Origin of the sequence: Lonepinella sp. BR2271 (genome assembly GCF_051851515.1) — a bacterium.
Classification (GTDB): Bacteria; Pseudomonadota; Gammaproteobacteria; order Enterobacterales; family Pasteurellaceae; genus Lonepinella.
On the sequence record NZ_JBPDVF010000010.1, the window covers coordinates 19,612 to 36,329 of the forward strand.

General features: G+C 41.1%; 19 protein-coding genes and 1 other RNA gene. 15 read left to right on the top strand and 5 right to left on the bottom strand.

Going from position 1 to position 16,718, the window contains the following annotated elements; all coding sequences use genetic code 11:
* The first annotated feature begins 23 nt into the window (after positions 1–23).
* From ACTG7X_RS08575 to glyS, 7 genes are all read left to right on the top strand, one after another.
* Positions 24–1,358, top strand: coding sequence for a hypothetical protein (locus ACTG7X_RS08575; protein ID WP_439258069.1), 1,335 nt, complete (start codon positions 24–26; stop codon positions 1,356–1,358).
* 2 nt (positions 1,359–1,360) lie between these two features.
* Positions 1,361–1,849, top strand: coding sequence for a hypothetical protein (locus tag ACTG7X_RS08580; protein WP_439258070.1), 489 nt, complete (start codon positions 1,361–1,363; stop codon positions 1,847–1,849).
* 101 nt (positions 1,850–1,950) lie between these two features.
* Positions 1,951–2,394, top strand: coding sequence for an ADP-ribosylglycohydrolase family protein (locus ACTG7X_RS08585; RefSeq protein WP_439258071.1), 444 nt, complete (start codon positions 1,951–1,953; stop codon positions 2,392–2,394).
* Complete coding sequence (locus tag ACTG7X_RS08590; RefSeq protein WP_439258072.1) at positions 2,387–3,427, top strand: PDDEXK nuclease domain-containing protein; 1,041 nt, start codon at positions 2,387–2,389, stop codon at positions 3,425–3,427. Before ACTG7X_RS08585 ends, ACTG7X_RS08590 begins: the two co-directional genes overlap by 8 nt.
* A gap of 3 nt (positions 3,428–3,430) precedes the next feature.
* On the top strand, positions 3,431–3,802 hold the full coding sequence (locus ACTG7X_RS08595; protein ID WP_439258073.1) for an endonuclease domain-containing protein: 372 nt from the start codon (positions 3,431–3,433) through the stop codon (positions 3,800–3,802).
* A gap of 138 nt (positions 3,803–3,940) precedes the next feature.
* Positions 3,941–4,117 carry a hypothetical protein gene (locus ACTG7X_RS08600; protein ID WP_439258074.1) on the top strand — a complete coding sequence of 59 codons (177 nt, stop codon included), beginning with the start codon at positions 3,941–3,943 and terminating at the stop codon, positions 4,115–4,117.
* A 28-nt stretch (positions 4,118–4,145) separates the two neighbouring features.
* The gene (gene glyS / locus ACTG7X_RS08605; protein ID WP_439258075.1) at positions 4,146–6,209 is read left to right on the top strand and encodes a glycine--tRNA ligase subunit beta; all 2,064 of its coding nucleotides are present in this window, start codon (positions 4,146–4,148) and stop codon (positions 6,207–6,209) included.
* Between the two features lie 54 nt (positions 6,210–6,263).
* Here the strand turns inward: glyS and pepP are convergent, their stop codons facing one another.
* Together pepP and ACTG7X_RS08615 are read right to left on the bottom strand one after the other, a co-directional pair.
* A complete protein-coding gene (gene pepP / locus ACTG7X_RS08610) occupies positions 6,264–7,601 on the bottom strand; it encodes a Xaa-Pro aminopeptidase (protein WP_439258142.1) in 1,338 nt (445 codons plus the stop codon).
* A 10-nt stretch (positions 7,602–7,611) separates the two neighbouring features.
* Positions 7,612–8,157, bottom strand: a complete 546-nt coding sequence (locus ACTG7X_RS08615) for a YecA/YgfB family protein (protein WP_386691458.1) — start codon at positions 8,155–8,157, stop codon at positions 7,612–7,614.
* A gap of 103 nt (positions 8,158–8,260) precedes the next feature.
* Here ACTG7X_RS08615 and ACTG7X_RS08620 point away from each other — a divergent pair, with 103 nt between their 5' ends.
* The 3 genes from ACTG7X_RS08620 to ACTG7X_RS08630 all read left to right on the top strand — a co-directional run bounded on the left by ACTG7X_RS08620 (position 8,261) and on the right by ACTG7X_RS08630 (position 9,445).
* A complete protein-coding gene (locus tag ACTG7X_RS08620) occupies positions 8,261–8,584 on the top strand; it encodes a cell division protein ZapA (protein ID WP_439258076.1) in 324 nt (107 codons plus the stop codon).
* A 64-nt stretch (positions 8,585–8,648) separates the two neighbouring features.
* Positions 8,649–8,846: non-coding RNA, 6S RNA (gene ssrS, locus ACTG7X_RS08625), on the top strand.
* Between the two features lie 23 nt (positions 8,847–8,869).
* Positions 8,870–9,445, top strand: coding sequence for a 5-formyltetrahydrofolate cyclo-ligase (locus ACTG7X_RS08630; RefSeq protein ID WP_439258077.1), 576 nt, complete (start codon positions 8,870–8,872; stop codon positions 9,443–9,445).
* On the opposite strand, the gene rlmB is transcribed toward ACTG7X_RS08630, so the two are convergent.
* The 3 genes from rlmB to hslR are packed head-to-tail and all read right to left on the bottom strand — an operon-like array spanning position 9,442 to position 11,555.
* Positions 9,442–10,179: a 23S rRNA (guanosine(2251)-2'-O)-methyltransferase RlmB gene (gene rlmB, locus ACTG7X_RS08635; RefSeq protein ID WP_439239932.1), complete on the bottom strand. Its 738-nt coding sequence runs from the start codon at positions 10,177–10,179 to the stop codon at positions 9,442–9,444. The two genes, ACTG7X_RS08630 and rlmB, sit on opposite strands and share 4 nt — an antisense overlap.
* Positions 10,180–10,202: 23 nt before the next feature.
* Positions 10,203–11,081, bottom strand: a complete 879-nt coding sequence (gene hslO / locus ACTG7X_RS08640; protein WP_439258078.1) for an Hsp33 family molecular chaperone HslO — start codon at positions 11,079–11,081, stop codon at positions 10,203–10,205.
* A 60-nt stretch (positions 11,082–11,141) separates the two neighbouring features.
* Positions 11,142–11,555 (bottom strand): ribosome-associated heat shock protein Hsp15, encoded by a 414-nt coding sequence (gene hslR / locus ACTG7X_RS08645; RefSeq protein WP_439258079.1) that lies wholly within the window; start codon positions 11,553–11,555, stop codon positions 11,142–11,144.
* Positions 11,556–11,627: 72 nt separating this feature from the next.
* On the opposite strand from hslR, the gene nudE reads away from it, so the two are divergent.
* The 5 genes from nudE to ACTG7X_RS08670 all read left to right on the top strand — a co-directional run bounded on the left by nudE (position 11,628) and on the right by ACTG7X_RS08670 (position 16,691).
* Positions 11,628–12,185: an ADP compounds hydrolase NudE gene (nudE, locus tag ACTG7X_RS08650; RefSeq protein WP_439258080.1), complete on the top strand. Its 558-nt coding sequence runs from the start codon at positions 11,628–11,630 to the stop codon at positions 12,183–12,185.
* A 129-nt stretch (positions 12,186–12,314) separates the two neighbouring features.
* Positions 12,315–14,321, top strand: a complete 2,007-nt coding sequence (locus ACTG7X_RS08655) for an OPT family oligopeptide transporter (RefSeq protein ID WP_439258081.1) — start codon at positions 12,315–12,317, stop codon at positions 14,319–14,321.
* Between the two features lie 129 nt (positions 14,322–14,450).
* Positions 14,451–15,827: a Trk system potassium transporter TrkA gene (trkA, locus tag ACTG7X_RS08660; protein WP_439258082.1), complete on the top strand. Its 1,377-nt coding sequence runs from the start codon at positions 14,451–14,453 to the stop codon at positions 15,825–15,827.
* 85 nt (positions 15,828–15,912) lie between these two features.
* Positions 15,913–16,299 carry a large-conductance mechanosensitive channel protein MscL gene (gene mscL / locus ACTG7X_RS08665; RefSeq protein WP_439258083.1) on the top strand — a complete coding sequence of 129 codons (387 nt, stop codon included), beginning with the start codon at positions 15,913–15,915 and terminating at the stop codon, positions 16,297–16,299.
* A 140-nt stretch (positions 16,300–16,439) separates the two neighbouring features.
* The gene (locus ACTG7X_RS08670) at positions 16,440–16,691 is read left to right on the top strand and encodes a hypothetical protein (protein WP_439258084.1); all 252 of its coding nucleotides are present in this window, start codon (positions 16,440–16,442) and stop codon (positions 16,689–16,691) included.
* Positions 16,692–16,718: the final 27 nt, after the last annotated feature.

Consider the following 16,718-nt stretch of genomic DNA (forward strand, 5'->3'; position numbering starts at 1 on the left):
GCAAATCACCCCAAGGGTAGCTTATGGCATGGCTGAAACATAGCGTATTTCTTTTCTTGTTCTTTTTTCTATCTGTTGCTCAGGCAGAAGATTGGATTTTGTTGTATTCTGAGAATTTTGATCGCGAGATCAATAGTCAAACCTATGATTGGGTGAAAGATCCGTTAGGAAAAGAAAGTCCGTGGTATGTGGATCAGTTTGGTGATGACGGAGAAGCCTTTAAGGCTATAAGTGATCCCAGATTTTCTCAAGCCATGAAAGAATTTGCCATTTATCGGCAACGTTTTAGTTTGGGGCAAGATGGTTGGTTGACCGCGGAAATTGCAGCGGTAGATAAAAATTTGGATGGAAAACCTGATGCCATTCCTTATTTGAATAATGTGAAATTCGCTGATGGTTCTACGGGAATAAAGTTAAATGAGCCTGAATGGGATAGTGGCATTATTCTTCGTTCCAGTCAGCCATTACCACAATATTATCGAATAGAAACGACCGTGACCGCGGTAAATTTTGGTGGAAAGCGAAACCACCAATGGGATTATGATGGAAAACGCAATGGCTATGATATTGTTCCCTGTAAAACAGGCTATCCTTGGACATTTAGGGGAGCGTTAGAAAATAAAAGTCGTTGCGATTATTATGATGTCAGTCAAGAAAACGGCTTTTATTATTTAGCTATTTTAGATTACCCCAATCCAGCACCACATAGCAATCCAGTCATCCATTTTCATCGTAAGGTGGTTATGGATAGCTATAATAGTGGTGCGGCTTGGTCGCAACGAGATGGAGTGTGTAATTTGGCGACCAAACAAATTATTCCTATGCCAGAAAGCCCTTATAATATGGTGAATGCGATTTTTATTCAGGGCAATAAATTTAAAGCCAGCAATAATAACATGGGCAATGAATATATTTTTAAAACGGAATGTGGCAATTTTAATTCCGCAGAAAAAATCACAGGCGTAAATTATAATAATGACATTGTTAGTGCGGTAGAATTATTGCCTGATGAAACTTATCAATTTGCGGTGGAAAGAAATAAATCAGGTTATACCCTTGAAATGTCTGGCAAATTTGCACGAGTTGGGTATCAGCGATTACGTTATTCTCATGCCTTTATTGAAAATGGTGTACCCATTTGGCACTATAATCAACATGCAGAAGAATATGACGGGAGATTTAATCAGCATCTAATTCATCAAGGTTTTGCGGGGAGTTATACTTCCCAAGATATATGGAAAGCTGGCTCGGCATATCCCGATTATTTTATTATCGGCGATCCGCATATTAATTATTACGAAGGAAATGCGGTGATAAAGAATATTAAATTGTATAGACTTCGAAGTGAACGGAATTAAAAATGAAAAAATTTATTCTCTTGATATTATTTTATTTATCAACAACTTCTCTAGCTTATGCGAATGTTGGCCATGCTCTTGGTCAGGTTGTGCTTGCTGGGATTGCCATTTTTGTGATATTGAGTGCAATTGGGGTATTTAAGGTTTCAAAGATAGTTGTTCAGAAAGGTGTAGAAAAAGTAAGAGAAGTGACTGATAATGCAACATCAGAATTACAGAAAGTGGATGATTTGTTGCAATATTTATATATTGAAATTAGTCCTGAAACAGGAAAAGTAGAACAAATTAATTTTTATTTAGATCAGGAATATGAACGACATTTTTATGATATTCCAGCAAATTATGTTAAACGTTTAAAAAGTAAATTAGAAAAAGATATTCAAAGTAGAATCAGTAGCGAAAGTAACTTATATGGCTTTGATTATGCAATGCGTCATTTTTATATTGGCAATCAACGCATTTTATCTTGGACGAAAGAAATCAAAAATTAATTTTATATTAAAACAAGTTATGGTTGATTTATTAATTCAATAGACAGTGTTTCTCGAATTTGGTACACATTGTGTTCCGAATTAATAAAAAGGAAAAAGATATGTTAGGTGCAGTTATCGGCGATATTGCGGGATCAAGATTTGAATTTGATAATTATAGAGATACGGATTTTGAGATCTTTCATCCTGATAGTTTATTTACAGATGACACTGTTTGTAACGTAGCGATTGCTCAATGGCTAATGAACCAAGGAGGGGATTTGGTTAAAATTATGCGCTCCCTATGCAGACGTTATATGGTGGGTTATGGGGATTCCTTTCATCGCTGGTTAGTGGATGAATGGCGTGAAGCCTATAATAGTTGGGGAAATGGTTCTGCAATGCGTGTTTCAGCCGTAGGATGGGCATTTAATTCATTGGCGGAAACTCTTGATTATGCACAACGTTCAGTAGAAATTATGCACAACTACCCTGAAGGCATTAAAGGGGCCAAGCCACTGCGGCTGCGATATTTTGGGCAAGAACAGGGAAAATATAATGTCTAACTTGCCACAACCAAACCAAGTTTTGCTAAATCAAATTGCCGAGATTATTCATCAGGCAAGAAACCAAGTTCGCCAAACGGTCAACGTAGCGATGGTGCAATCCTATTGGCATATTGGGCGTTTGATTGTGGAAGATGAACAACAGGGCGAAAGCCGTGCGGAGTACGGAAAATATGTACTAAAAGATCTTTCTGAACGCTTAACGGAGATGTTTGGCAAAGGATTTGATGAGCGAAATTTACGCAAAATGCGACAATTTTTTATGGCCTTTCCAATTCGGGACTCAGTGAGACCCGAATTAGGTTGGACTCACTATCGCCGCTTACTTCGAGTGGAAAATGAGCAGGCTCGTCTGTGGTATATGAATGAAGCTATTGAGCAACATTGGTCAGCTCGAGCCTTAGATCGCCAAATTTCTGTGTTGTATTACGAACGTTTATTAGCAAGCCAAAACAAAACGCCAGTGATGATCGAAGCGGAACAGAAAACCGAAGAACTAAAAGAAACTATTGAAGATTATTTGCGTGATCCTTATATTTTGGATTTCTTAAATTTACAAGATGGTAGTTATCAAGAAGATGACGTTGAGCAAGCCATTATTAACAATTTGCAACTGTTTTTGCTGGAATTGGGCAAAGGTTTTGCTTTTGTGGAACGCCAAAAACGCATTCGTTTTGATGATGAAGATTTTTATATTGATTTGGTGTTTTACAATTTCAAACTCAAATGCTTTTTGTTGATTGATTTAAAAATCGGCAAATTAAAACATCAAGACATAGGGCAAATGGATACTTATGTTCGCTTATTTGATCAAGAAATTAAAGGAGCGGATGATAATCCAACTATCGGCTTAGTATTATGTAGCGAAAAAAGCGAAGCAGTGGCGAAATATTCAGTTTTGGCAGATCGCAAGCAGTTATTTAGTGCCAAGTATTTGCCATTTTTACCAACGGAGAGAGAATTAGAATTGCAGATTAAAAAAGCGAGAAAAAATCTCCCCCTAACCCCCTCTTTTTCAAAGAGGGGGAATTAAAAAATGAAACCTTATAATGCGTCATTAAAATTAAATTCACAAAAATTGCGTTCAGCACAAACTGAACCTGAAAAGCGACTATGGGAAAGAATTAGAAATGATCAGTTATTAGGATTTCGTTTTTATCGACAAAAGCCATTATTAAGCTATATTGTTGATTTTTATTGCCCCAAAGCAAATTTGGTGATTGAATTAGATGGTCGTCAGCATTATGAACATGATCATTGGGAAAATGATCGTATTCGGGATGCCGAACTTAATTCAATAGGATTACAAGTGTTAAGATTTGATAATCAAGAAGTTTTATGCGAACTTGATACGGTGATTGATAAAATTGTAAAAAATTTCCCCACCTCTACAATCCCCCCTCTTTGAAAAAGAGGGGGCTAGGGGGAGATTTGAAGATTTGCCAACGGAGAAAGAGTTGGAAAAGTGGTTGTATTTGGCGGTTGAGAAAGCAAAATCGCAATATGCTTCTAAAAACTAAAGCATTTTTATACTAAGGAGTAAAAAATGAAAAATATAATTATTCTGATACTTTCAATATTACCATTAGAAGTTTTTGCAAAACCAGGTGTAGAATGCGCTGCAAATGGAAACTGTAATATTATGGGCAGTATATTGTTAATCATAATTTTATTTGTTGGTTCATTTGTTTTTGGCAAAATAAAAGATATTTTTAAAAAATAAATAGTTTATATTAATCAGAGATTTTAAAATGACCCAAAACTTCCTAATAGAAATCGGCACTGAAGAGTTGCCACCGAAAGCGTTAAAAAACCTTGCCACGGCTTTTGCGGAGAATTTCACCGCCGAGCTTAATCAAGCAGGTTTAACATTCAGCCAAGTAAAATGGTTCGCCGCTCCACGCCGTTTGGCGTTGAAAGTGGCGGATCTTGCCACCGAGCAGCCAAGTAAGCAAATTGAAAAACGAGGTCCAGCGGTTGCAGCAGCCTTTGATGCCAATGGCAATCCGACCAAAGCCGCTGAAGGCTGGGCGAGAGGTTGTGGTATTACTGTGGATCAAGCGGAACGTGTGGCGACTGACAAAGGCGAATGGCTGGTACATTGTGCGGTGCAACAAGGTCAACCAACCAAAGCCTTGCTAAGCGATCTTGTGGCTAACGCACTGGCGAAATTGCCGATTCCAAAACCAATGCGTTGGGCGGATAAGTCCGTGCAATTTATTCGTCCTGTGCACACCGTAACAATGTTGTTAGGTAACGAACTCATTGACGGTGAAATTTTAGGCGTGAAAAGCGGTCGCACCATTCGTGGACACCGTTTTTTAGGCGAACGTGAATTTGAAATTCAACACGCTGATGAGTATCCGCAAATCTTGGCGGATCGTGGTCAAGTGATTGCGGATTTCAATGAGCGTAAAGCGATTATTTTGGCAAAATCGCAAGAAAAAGCCACCGCACTTGGAGGTGTGGCGGATATTGATGAAGACTTATTAGATGAAGTCACTTCACTGGTGGAATATCCAAATGTGTTGACTGCAAAATTTGAAGAGCGTTTCTTGGCTGTGCCTGCGGAAGCCTTGGTTTATACGATGAAAGGCGACCAAAAATATTTCCCAATTTACAGCAAAGACGGCAAATTATTACCGCACTTTATTTTTGTTTCTAACATTAATCCAGCGGATCCAACCGCGATTATTGAAGGTAATGAAAAAGTAGTGCGTCCACGTTTGACCGATGCGGAATTTTTCTTCAAAACCGATTTAAAACAACGTTTGGAAGATCGTTTGCCACGTTTAGAAACCGTGTTGTTCCAACAACAACTGGGTACATTGCGTGATAAAACCGCTCGTATTGAGCAGTTGGCAGGTGAAATTGCGGCTCAAATTGGGGCTGATGTGGCAAAGGCTAAACGTGCGGGCTTGCTGTCAAAATGCGATTTAATGACCAATATGGTGTTTGAATTTACCGACACGCAAGGCGTAATGGGAATGCACTATGCTCGTCACGATGGCGAAGATGAAGACGTGGCGGTGGCATTAAACGAGCAATATATGCCACGTTTTGCTGGGGATAATTTGCCAAATTCCTTAGTGGCTTGTTCGGTGGCGTTGGCGGATAAAATTGATACGCTAACAGGCATTTTCGGCATTGGACAAGCACCAAAAGGCAGTGCCGACCCATTTGCATTACGCCGTGCGGCTCTTGGTTCATTGCGGATTATTGTAGAAAAAAATCTTCCGCTTGATTTAACCGATTTAGTGGAAAAATCTACCGCACTTTTTGGTGACAAATTGACCAACAAAAATGTGGTGAATGACGTTGTGGACTTTATGCTCGGTCGTTTCCGTGCGTGGTATCAAGACGAAGGTATTGCGGTGGACGAAATTCAAGCCGTTCTGGCTCGCCGTCCAACTCGTCCTGCGGATTTTGATGCCCGAGTGCGTGCAGTGTCGCATTTCCGCACGTTGGATTCAGCGGAAGCCTTAGCAGCGGCGAATAAACGGGTAAGCAATATTCTGGCTAAAGCGGATATTGAAATCGGCTGTATCGATCTTTCTGCCTGCGTTGAACCTGCGGAAAAAGCCTTAGCAGAAAACGTGGTCGCCTTGCAACAAGCAGTACAGCCATTAATTGCCAAAGGTGATTACAGTGCGGTGTTAGATGAATTAGCCAATCTTCGTCAGCCAGTAGATAATTTCTTTGATAATGTGATGGTGAATGCGGATGATCAAAAACTTCGCCAAAACCGTTTAGCTATTTTGAAAGCGTTACAAGATTTATTCTTGCAAGTGGCGGATATTTCTGTTTTGCAATAATGGTAAATAGATAACAAAAAGGCTTGCGATTGCAAGCCTTTGTTTTAGTTTCAATTATCTTTCCGCCATTAATGCCTCAATCTCATCAATCTCTTTTGGCACAGCAGAAGTAAAGATTTTATTCCCTGTTTCGGTAATTAAAATATTATCTTCAATGCGTACGCCAATACCTTTATATTGTTCAGGTACATCCGATTTTGACGAAATATATAAACCTGGTTCAACCGTTAACACCATGCCAGGTTGTAACGTGCGGTCTCTGATTTTGGAATTTCTATCCACATTGTGTGTGCCGTTGCTATAACTGCCGACATCATGCACATCTAACCCTAACCAATGCCCTAAGCCGTGCATATAAAATTCTTTGTAAGCCTGATTGGCAATGAGTTCGTCCACGTTGCCTTTTAAAATACCTAAACGGACTAAACCCTCGGTTTTAATTCGCACCACTTCATCATTGGCTTGTTGAATAGAATTGCCTGCCACTAAGATTTCAAGTGCCCGTTTTTGAGCTTTTAGCACGATCTCATAAATTTCCCGTTGTGCTGGGCTAAATTTGCCGTTGATTGGGAATGTTCTGGTAATATCGCCTGCATACATGGCAAACTCACAGCCTGCATCAATGAGCAATAAATCGCCGTCTTTGAGCGGGTGATCGTTTTCAACGTAGTGCAAAATACAAGCGTTTTCGCCACCACCGATAATACTATTATAAGATGCCCCTCTCGCCCCAAATCGACTAAATTCATGCAATATTTCACCTTCAATTTCATATTCAAAACAATTGGCACGGGCTTCTTTCATGGCACGAATATGGGCGAGTGCAGTGATTTGTCCTGCTTGTTGCATAATGCGAATTTCATTTTCAGATTTGAATAAACGCATTTCATCTAATATTGGTTGTAATGGGGTAAATTTTGTCACGCTTAATTCAGGCAATAAATTTTGCATAAACGCATCGTCAGCGGAGCGACCATCTAATCCTTGTAAAAAATAAACGGTTTTGGCACCAGACAATAAGCTAGGAAGTTGTTGTTTTAATTCACTGATATTAAACGCCTGATCGATTTGTAAGGTTTGCGGAGCTTTTTCAATCCCTAATCGTCTGCCGTCCCAAGTTTCTCGTTCAGGATCAGACGGACGGAGAAAAAGTGCGGTGGAAACTTGCTGATTTTTTTTACTTAACACTAAAACCGCATCAGGCTCATTAAATCCAGTAAGATACCAAAAATAGCTATCTTGACGGAATGGATAAGTACAATGGCTATTACGAAATACTTCTTTTGATGAAAAAATCACCGCACTTGAGTCATCTTCCATTTTTGCAAATAAGGTTGCACGGCGTTGAATAAATTCTTCTTTGGGAATGGCGTGCATATAGGCTAAATCCATCATTTTCCTCCTAGTGAATCGTGGGTTTGGTTTTCTCGAACGGACGAAAATGCGTATAAAACAAAGCAGCAATCGTCCGAACATATTCAATAATTTCTTCTAAGGCTTCGGCTAATTCTTCCGGATCATCTTGTTCATCATAGCCTAATTGGCAGATGTCATGCAAATCATCAATGGCCTCACCAATTTCGCCTTTTTCTTTGTCTAATTGGGTTTGCACCAAACCTAAGCCCAATAAAAAGTGATTCGCCCATTCGCATAGGGCATCGGCTTGTGCAAAAATATCCGCGTCTTCGTCTGGCAATAATAATTCAAAATTAAAGCCGTCAATATCGCTTAAAGTGCGGTTAATTTTGGCATAGATTTCGGTAACGTCATTTAATAAGGCGGTAGGATAGGCGTGATTATCGTTGGTAAATTGATAAAGCAAGGGTTGCCAACTTTGATCATCTAATCCACCACAAATCAGCCCACTGAGAAATCCGTGCAATTCCGCAGCAGACAGGGCGATACTGGCAGATTTAAGTTTTTGGTTCAGTTGAAAATAGTCGATCATATTTTTCCCCGTTAATGAATATCCGTTAATTCTAACAGATTATTCATGACATAAAATCTTTCTCTGTGGCATAATAACAAAAATTTCAATGAATGGTGAGAATATGGCATTAAAAAAGATTGAATTAAATTTGTTAGGGCAAGTTTTCTTATTAAATGTCCCTGAAGAACAGCATGATGATTTGCGTGAGGCGGCCAGATTGCTGGATGTACGTGTCAGCGAAATGAAAGAACGCATGCAAACCGTGCAAGTGGATCGTGCGGTAAATATTGTGGCGTTAAATTTAAGTTTTGAATTGTTACAAGAAAAGCAAAAAAACAATTTGATGGAGAAAGTGTTGCACGATCAGATTCAGCAGTTATCTGCCTCTTTAGAAAATATTTTAACTCGCACAACAAATCAACAGCCTGCGTATGAAATTCAATAAATCTGCTTTTTTAGCTGAAATAAATGCTAGTCAAGCGGCGGAATTTGCGTTAGTATAATTCAAAGATTACCTGAGATGTTCGCCAAAGGGTTACGTCCCTGAGCCGATACTTACATACTTCGAGTTGGTTCTCTGTGTTATTGGTGTGCAGGCTTAATTTGTTCTTGTAACAAAGTTAAGAAGCCTAAAAATGACTAAAACTGACTCCCTTGAACCGTCGGGTTCAAGGACCGACCACCCGCAACGGCATCTCGGGGCCTTCCAAACCTCATATCAATATTGCTTATGCCATCACAAAATATCGCTCAACTTCGTCAAGATCTTCGTCAACACATGCGAAAAACACGAAAAAATTTAACCGCACTTGAACAAGCGCAAGCTGCGCAACGTATTACCGCACAGGCCTTGACTTTAATTGAACAACGCCAAGCGCAAAACATTGCGTTATATTTGTCTTTTGACGGTGAAATTTCCACGCAATTATTAATTGAAACCTTATGGCAGCAAGGCAAAAACGTCTATCTGCCCGTGTTGCACCCTTTCTGTGCGGGGCATCTGCTTTTTTTACAACATCGCCCTGACACGCCGTTAATTACCAATAAATTCGGCATTTTTGAACCGCAGTTAAACGTACAAAATGTGTTGCCCGTGGCGCAACTGGATATGATTTTTACCCCACTGGTCGCTTTTGACCAACAAGGTAATCGTTTAGGCATGGGCGGCGGCTTTTATGACCGCACGCTACAAGATTGGCAACAGAAATCGTTTATCCCCGTGGGCTTGGCACATCAATGTCAACAAGTTGAGCAACTTCCCGTAGAAAGTTGGGATATGCCGTTGTTTAGAATTTTGGTGGGTTAACCTAATCGCTGTCTCACAATCTCAAACAAACACACGCCCGTAGCGACGGAAACGTTAAGGGATGAAACCGATCCTGCCATGGGAATGCTCACTAACTGATCACAACATTCACGAGTTAAGCGTCGCATGCCCTCACCCTCGGCGCCCATCACTAACGCAATAGCGCCTGTTAATTTGGTTTGATATAGGGTTTCTGTGGCTTCGCCCGCCGTACCAATCACCCAGATATTGTGATCTTGCTGCAGTTCTCGCAAGGTGCGTGCTAAATTTGTCACCCGAACTAAGGGCATAGTTTCCGCTGCGCCGCAAGCGACTTTACGAGCGACTGAGGTTAATTGTGCGGATTTATCTTTTGGTACAATCACCGCATCTACACCTGCGGCATCGGCGGTCCGTAAACAAGCCCCGAGATTATGTGGATCGGTCACGCCGTCTAGTACCAATAAAAACGGGCTTTGTTTGTTTTGCAAAATCTGATCCAGATCGTTTTCATTTAACTCTTTGGCTGCTTGCACTCGGGCAATAATGCCTTGATGTACTTCACCGTTGGCTTTGTTATCCAAACTTTGACGATTGAGAAATTGCACTGTAATGCCTAATTTGTGCAAGTCATTGAGTAAAGGCTGTAAGCGTTTATCTTCACGGCCTTTAAGTACTAACACTTCAATAATACGTTCAGGTGTACGTTGTAAAAAGGCACTCACGGCATGAATGCCATAAATTTGTTCTGACATGGTTATCCTTTTAAATGAGTCAATTATTGCGCTTTAAGTTGCGCAATTTTTTCTTTATTAAAGAAATAATGGGTGCCGCAACATTCACATTGCATATCAATGCTGCCATTATGTTCTGCTAGGATTTCATCTATCTCAGCCTCTGAAATTAACATTAAGGCAGAGCCTGAACGTTCGGCGGAACAACCGCAATGAAAGGCGATAGGTTGAGCAGGGTAAACTTCAACACTTTCTTCGTGATATAAACGATACAACATTTCTTCCGCCGATAAACCGAAAATTTCTTCGGGTTTGACGGTGGTGGTGAGCGTGGCTAAATGCTCAAAATCTTCCGGTGAACCCTGACCATCTGGCATAATTTGTAACAACATGCCAGCCGCAACGGGGTTACCCTCAAATTCACCGGTGTGAATAATTAATTGCGTTTGTAGCTGTTCGGAACGCATGAAATAATCTTCTAGGCATTCGGTAATGGTCGGTTTGTCTAAGGCGACCACACCTTGATAGCGCTCGCCCTCATTTGGCGCAATGGTGATCACTAACACGCCTTTGCCAATCATTTGTTGCAAGCTCATTTGGTCGCTAATTTCGCCTTGCAAGCGAGCTAACGCACGGATTTGTTGGCTGTCGGAACCATTGACTAAGGCTAATTTTAACGGGCCGTCGCCTTGAATTTGCACGGTAATATTGCCGTTAAATTTTAGCGTAGCGGTGAGTAAGGTGGTGGCGACCAGCATTTCACCGAGTAAATTTTGTACGGCTTTTGGGTAATGATGGGTATTTAAGGTATCGATAAAACTTTGGTTAATCCGCACCCATTCGCCACGTACAGCACGGTTTTGGAAGAGGTAACGATACAGTTTGTCGTTATCTTTGTGAGGGTCTTTTAAGTAATCGGTCATGTTCTTTTGTGGTTCCTTGTAAAAACTGCGGTGTATTTTACCGCACTTTTTGTGATTTGGTTACTGATGTTTAAATTGAATGAGTTCTCGCCGTTCTTTTTTATTCGGTCGGCGATCAGGATGTGGCATGGCATTCATTTTGCGAGCTAAGGCGATTTTTTCACGTGTTTCAATACTTTGCGCCGTTTCGCAATACAGTAATTGTGCCTCGGGGGCGCCACGGCGTTGTGTGGAAAGCGCGGTGACTTTTATCTCTTTTTCATCATTGCCTTGACGTAATTTAATGCTTGCCCCAATTTCTACGCTTTTATTTGGCTTCGTGCGTTGTCCATTGTAATGCACTTTGCCGCCGTCAATCATTTCTTTGGCAATGGTGCGAGTTTTATAAAAGCGTGCTGCCCATAACCATTTATCAAGACGAACATCATTATCGTCTGGTTGTGCCTGTGATTTATTTGATTTACCTTTTGCCATGATTTTCCCTTAAATCTGTTCGCTGTTTATGGTATCGTTATTCTTATTTTTTGTAAAACGAGAGATCACAAAATGCCCCTATTTTCTGAAAAAACTTTACCACAAATTTTGAACATTCAAACTGCTTGTCAATCCCGCATTTTTACCATTCAATCGGTGGATCTCAAATTCTCTAATGGAATCCACCGCACTTATGAGCGTTTTAAGCCTGCCAGTCGGGCGGCGGTGATGGTGTTGCCGATTGATGGCGATGATCTGTTAATGGTGCGAGAATATGCCATGGGAACCGAGCGTTATGAGTTGGGTTTCTGTAAAGGGTTGATGGAAAAAGGTGAAACCATTGAACAAAGTGCCAACCGTGAAATGCAAGAAGAACTGGGCTTGGGCGCCAAACAGTTTATTCATTTACGCACGGTCAATTCTAATTTAACTTTTATGAACAGCCCAATGCACATTTTAGTGGCACGAGATTTTTATCCATCAAAATTAGAGGGTGATGAGCCAGAACCGTTAGACATTCTGCGTTTCCCTTTGGCAAAATTAGATGAATTACTGAACAATCCTGATTTTTGTGAGAGTCGTAATTTAGTTGCTATTTATGCTTTGCGTGATTATTTAGAAAAAATATAAAAATTCGTTAAATTAATTAAATTTTATTAAATAAAATTGATTAATTGTTATATAACGATATTTATGCTTTTTTTACGGCGTAAATTACAGTAAGATACCGAGGTTTTTTTATATTAAGGGATAATTTATATGTCAAGCAATGATCTTTCATTAAAAGAATTAACACTGCGAGGAACGATTCTCGGGGCGTTAATTACCGTCGTGTTTACGGCGTCAAACGTTTATTTAGGGCTGAAAGTGGGCTTAACGTTCGCTTCTTCTATTCCGGCTGCCGTGATTTCTATGGCAGTGTTAAAATTTTTCAAAGATGCCAATATTCTTGAAAATAACATGGTGCAAACCCAAGCCTCCTCTGCGGGCACCTTATCTTCGGTGATCTTCGTGTTGCCAGCCATGTTAATGATGGGTTACTGGCAAGGCTTTCCATTTTGGCAAACCTTATTGATCTGTATCTCTGGTGGGGTGCTTGGGGTAATTTTCACCGTGCCATTACGTCATGTGATGGTGGTCAAAAGTGATTTACCTTATCCAGAGGGCGTCGCAGCGGCTGAAATTCTAAAAGCCGGTGATGATCATTCTGGCGACAGTGGCATTAAAGAAATTGCCACTGGTGGTGTGATTGCCGCGGTAGTGGGATTTGCGACCAACGGATTACGAGTGATTGCGGACAGTGCAAGCCTTTGGTTTAAAGGCGGCAATGCGATTTTCCAAGTGCCAATGGGCTTTTCACTCGCCTTGTTAGGGGCCGGTTATTTGGTTGGTATCGTGGGCGGTATTGCAATTCTACTCGGCATCTTCATTGCATGGGGCATTGCGGTGCCATACTTTACCTCTGCTGCGCCAATGCCAGTGGATGCGGACATGGTCGGCTATGCGGTGAGTATTTGGAAAAGCAAAGTCCGCTTTATCGGGGTCGGGACTATCGGTATTGCGGCGATTTGGACATTATTGGTGTTAATGAAACCGATGGCACAAGGGATGATTCAATCATTCCGTGCGTTAAAGGATCCAAACTTCAAAAATAATGACCGCACTACGCAAGATTTATCACCGAAAGCCATGATTTATATTAGCTTGGTTTCCGTGATCTTGATTGTATTAGCCTTATATAGTTTCTTAGAACCCGTTGGTATTGAACCTGCGGTCGCCATTACGTTAATTGTGGTTTGTACCTTATTGGCCTTTGTGATCGGTTTCTTAGTCGCCGCCGCTTGTGGTTATATGGCCGGTTTGGTGGGTTCATCCTCTAGCCCAATTTCCGGTATCGGTATTATTTCCGTGGTTATCACAGCCATTGTGTTGATGTTAATTGGTTCATCTGCTGGCTTATTAGATACCGCTGACGGTCAAAAATTCTTAACGGCGTTGACCTTATTTAGCTGTTCTATCGTGATCTGTACGGCAGCGATTTCGAACGATAACTTACAAGATTTAAAAACCGGTTATCTGATTCAAGCGACCCCTTGGCGTCAACAGGTTGCCTTAATTATCGGGGTCATTGTTGGGGCGTTAGTGATTGCACCGGTGCTTGATATTCTCTATTATTCTTATGGATTTACGGGTGCTGTACCACGTGAGGGAATGGATCCAAGTCAAGTGCTTTCTGCACCGCAAGCGACCTTAATGATGACTATTGCTAACGGTATTTTCTCCCATAACTTAGAATGGGGTTATATCTTCTTTGGTATTGGTTTAGGTGTGGTGGTGATTATTATTGATGCGTTATTGAAAAAATCATCTAACAACCGTTTTGCTTTACCTGCTTTAGCGATTGGTATGGGGATTTATTTACCGCCGTCAATTAATGCACCCTTAATTATTGGGGCGATATTGGCTTGGTTGACGAATCGTCATTTAGACAGCTATGCGAAACGTTCTGGCAAGAATGCCGATGAACTCAAGAAAAAAGCGGAACGCTCAGGGACGTTATTTGCTGCGGGTTTAATCGTGGGTGAAAGTTTAATCGGGGTACTTCTTGCCTTTATTATCGCAGGCTCGGTCACTTCCGGTGGATCTGACGCACCGCTCGCACTCGATCTTGAGAACTGGGGCGGTACCGCTGAGATTCTCGGGCTGATCGTCTTTGCCGCTGGGGTCACGATTTTCGCGCAGCGTGTACTTAAAGCGAAAAAATAATATAATAGACGCTCTCGATTGAGAGCGTTTTTTTATGAACTTCCCCCCAATTCAACAGTTAAAGTGCGGTCTAAATTCTGTTAATATAGGCATACAACTTTTAGTGTTAGAACGAAAATAGGAACGAGTGTGAAAATAATTATTCTTGGCGCAGGGCAAGTAGGGGCGACATTGGCGGAAAATTTAGTCAGTGAAGATAACGATATTACCCTAGTCGATAACGACGAAACGAATACGAGCAATTTACAAGATAAGTTTGATTTGCGCGTGGTGATTGGTTCTGCCTCCTCGCCACGTGTTTTACGTGAGGCGGGCGCCACGGATGCAGATTTATTAGTGGCGGTCACGAATTCCGATGAAACCAATATGGTGGCCAGCCAAATTGCTTATACGTTATTTCGTACGCCGACCAAAATTGCGCGCATTCGCAATGCCGAATATTTACGTGAAAAAGAGAAATTATTTACCTCGGATGTGATCCCCATTGACCATATTATTTCGCCAGAAAACTTGGTGACGGAAGATATTGTTCGCTTAATTAATTACCCTGGCGCCTTGCAAGTGGCGCATTTTGCCGATAAACAAATTAGCGTGGTGGTGTGTAAAGCCTATTACGGTGGCCCATTGGTAGGTTATGCCATTTCTGCTTTGCGTGAGCATTTACCGCATATTGATTGCCGTGTGGTATCGATTTTCCGACAAGATAAAGCCATTCGCCCACAAGCCTCGACCATTATTGAGGCGGGGGATGAAGTCACTTTTATTTGTGCGACCGAACATATTAAAGCGGTGATGTCTGAATTACAACGTTTAGAGCGTTCTTATAAGCGCATTATGATTGCGGGTGGCGGCAATATTGGGTTAACCGTGGCGCAAAAATTAGAAAATAATTGCACCGTCAAACTGATTGAACGTAATGCAGAACGGGCGGCACAATTAGCAGAGAAATTATCCAATACCTTGGTTTTTCATGGTGACGCCTCCGATCATGGTTTGTTATTTGAAGAACAAATTGAAAATATGGATGTGTTCATTTCCTTAACCAGTGACGACGAGGCCAATATTATGTCAGCGCTATTGGCGAAACGGTTGGGGGCAAAAAAAGTCATGGTCTTGATTCAACGCATGGCCTATATTAACTTGATTCAAGGGGGCGCCGTGGATATTGTGGTGTCGCCGCAACAAGCCACGATTTCTGCGTTATTAGGGCATGTACGAAAAGGGGACATTATCAACGTGGCCTCTCTCCGTCACGGCACCGCAGAGGCCTTGGAGGCGGTGGTACATGGTGACAAAACCAGTTCAAATATTATTGGGCGTAAAGTGGGTGAGCTAAAATTACCTAACAGTGCCTTAATTGGTGCGGTGTTACGTGCGGGGGACGTCATTATTGCGCGCAAAGAATTGGTGATTGAAGAAAATGATCATGTGGTGGTGTATCTGGCGGATAAGAAACAGGTCTCCGAAATGGAGAAACTTTTCCAAACCACGACGTTTTTTATCTAAAAAATAAACAAAATGCTATACAAATTGCATAAAATTTATATAATACACGGGCTTTAATAGCAATTTATTTAGAAAGGAAAAAATGATGAGTTTTATGAAAGAATTTCGCGAATTTGCCATGCGTGGTAATGTTGTTGATATGGCAGTCGGTGTGATTATCGGTGGCGCATTTGGTAAAATCGTGAGTTCATTGGTCGGTGATGTGGTGATGCCTGTGTTAGGTATCTTGACCGGTGGCGTGGATTTCAAAGATTTAAAAATCGTGTTAGCGGAAGCGGTAGGTGAAACGCCTGCGGTGACCTTAAACTACGGTGTCTTTATTCAAAATGTGTTTGATTTCATTATTATTGCATTTGCGATCTTTATGATGGTGAAAGGCATTAACAAAATGAAAAAACCAGTAGAAGAAGCCCCAGCTGGCCCAACAACGGAAGAATTATTAACCGATATTCGTGAATTATTGAAAAAATAATCATAAATTAACAAAGACCCGACATCTCTTTTATTGCTCCTTCATCCGTTGGTTTGTGTCCAACGTTGGGGGGGGATTATGATTGGCGGATCTTTAACCCAATTTAATAAAATTTAGTTGAAAAACAGTTGACAAACTTGATGATCGAAAGACAAAATCCTAAGCAAGCAAGCAAGCAAGCAAGCAAGCAAGCAAGCAAGCAAGCAAGCAAGCAAGCAAGACTAGAAAAAGCATTTCCCTTTGGGCAAGTGCTTTCTTTGCCTTGCCAGCAACAAATCTCCCTTTTAATCTCCCTTTTTCAATGCCCCAAAACACGTTGGCAGCGAACGCTGTTAATGCGTTTTTCCATTTTTCATGATTTTAATAAATTGTTGAAAAAATACGTTAAATGATGTTTATGATGAACAACCCAAACTAGG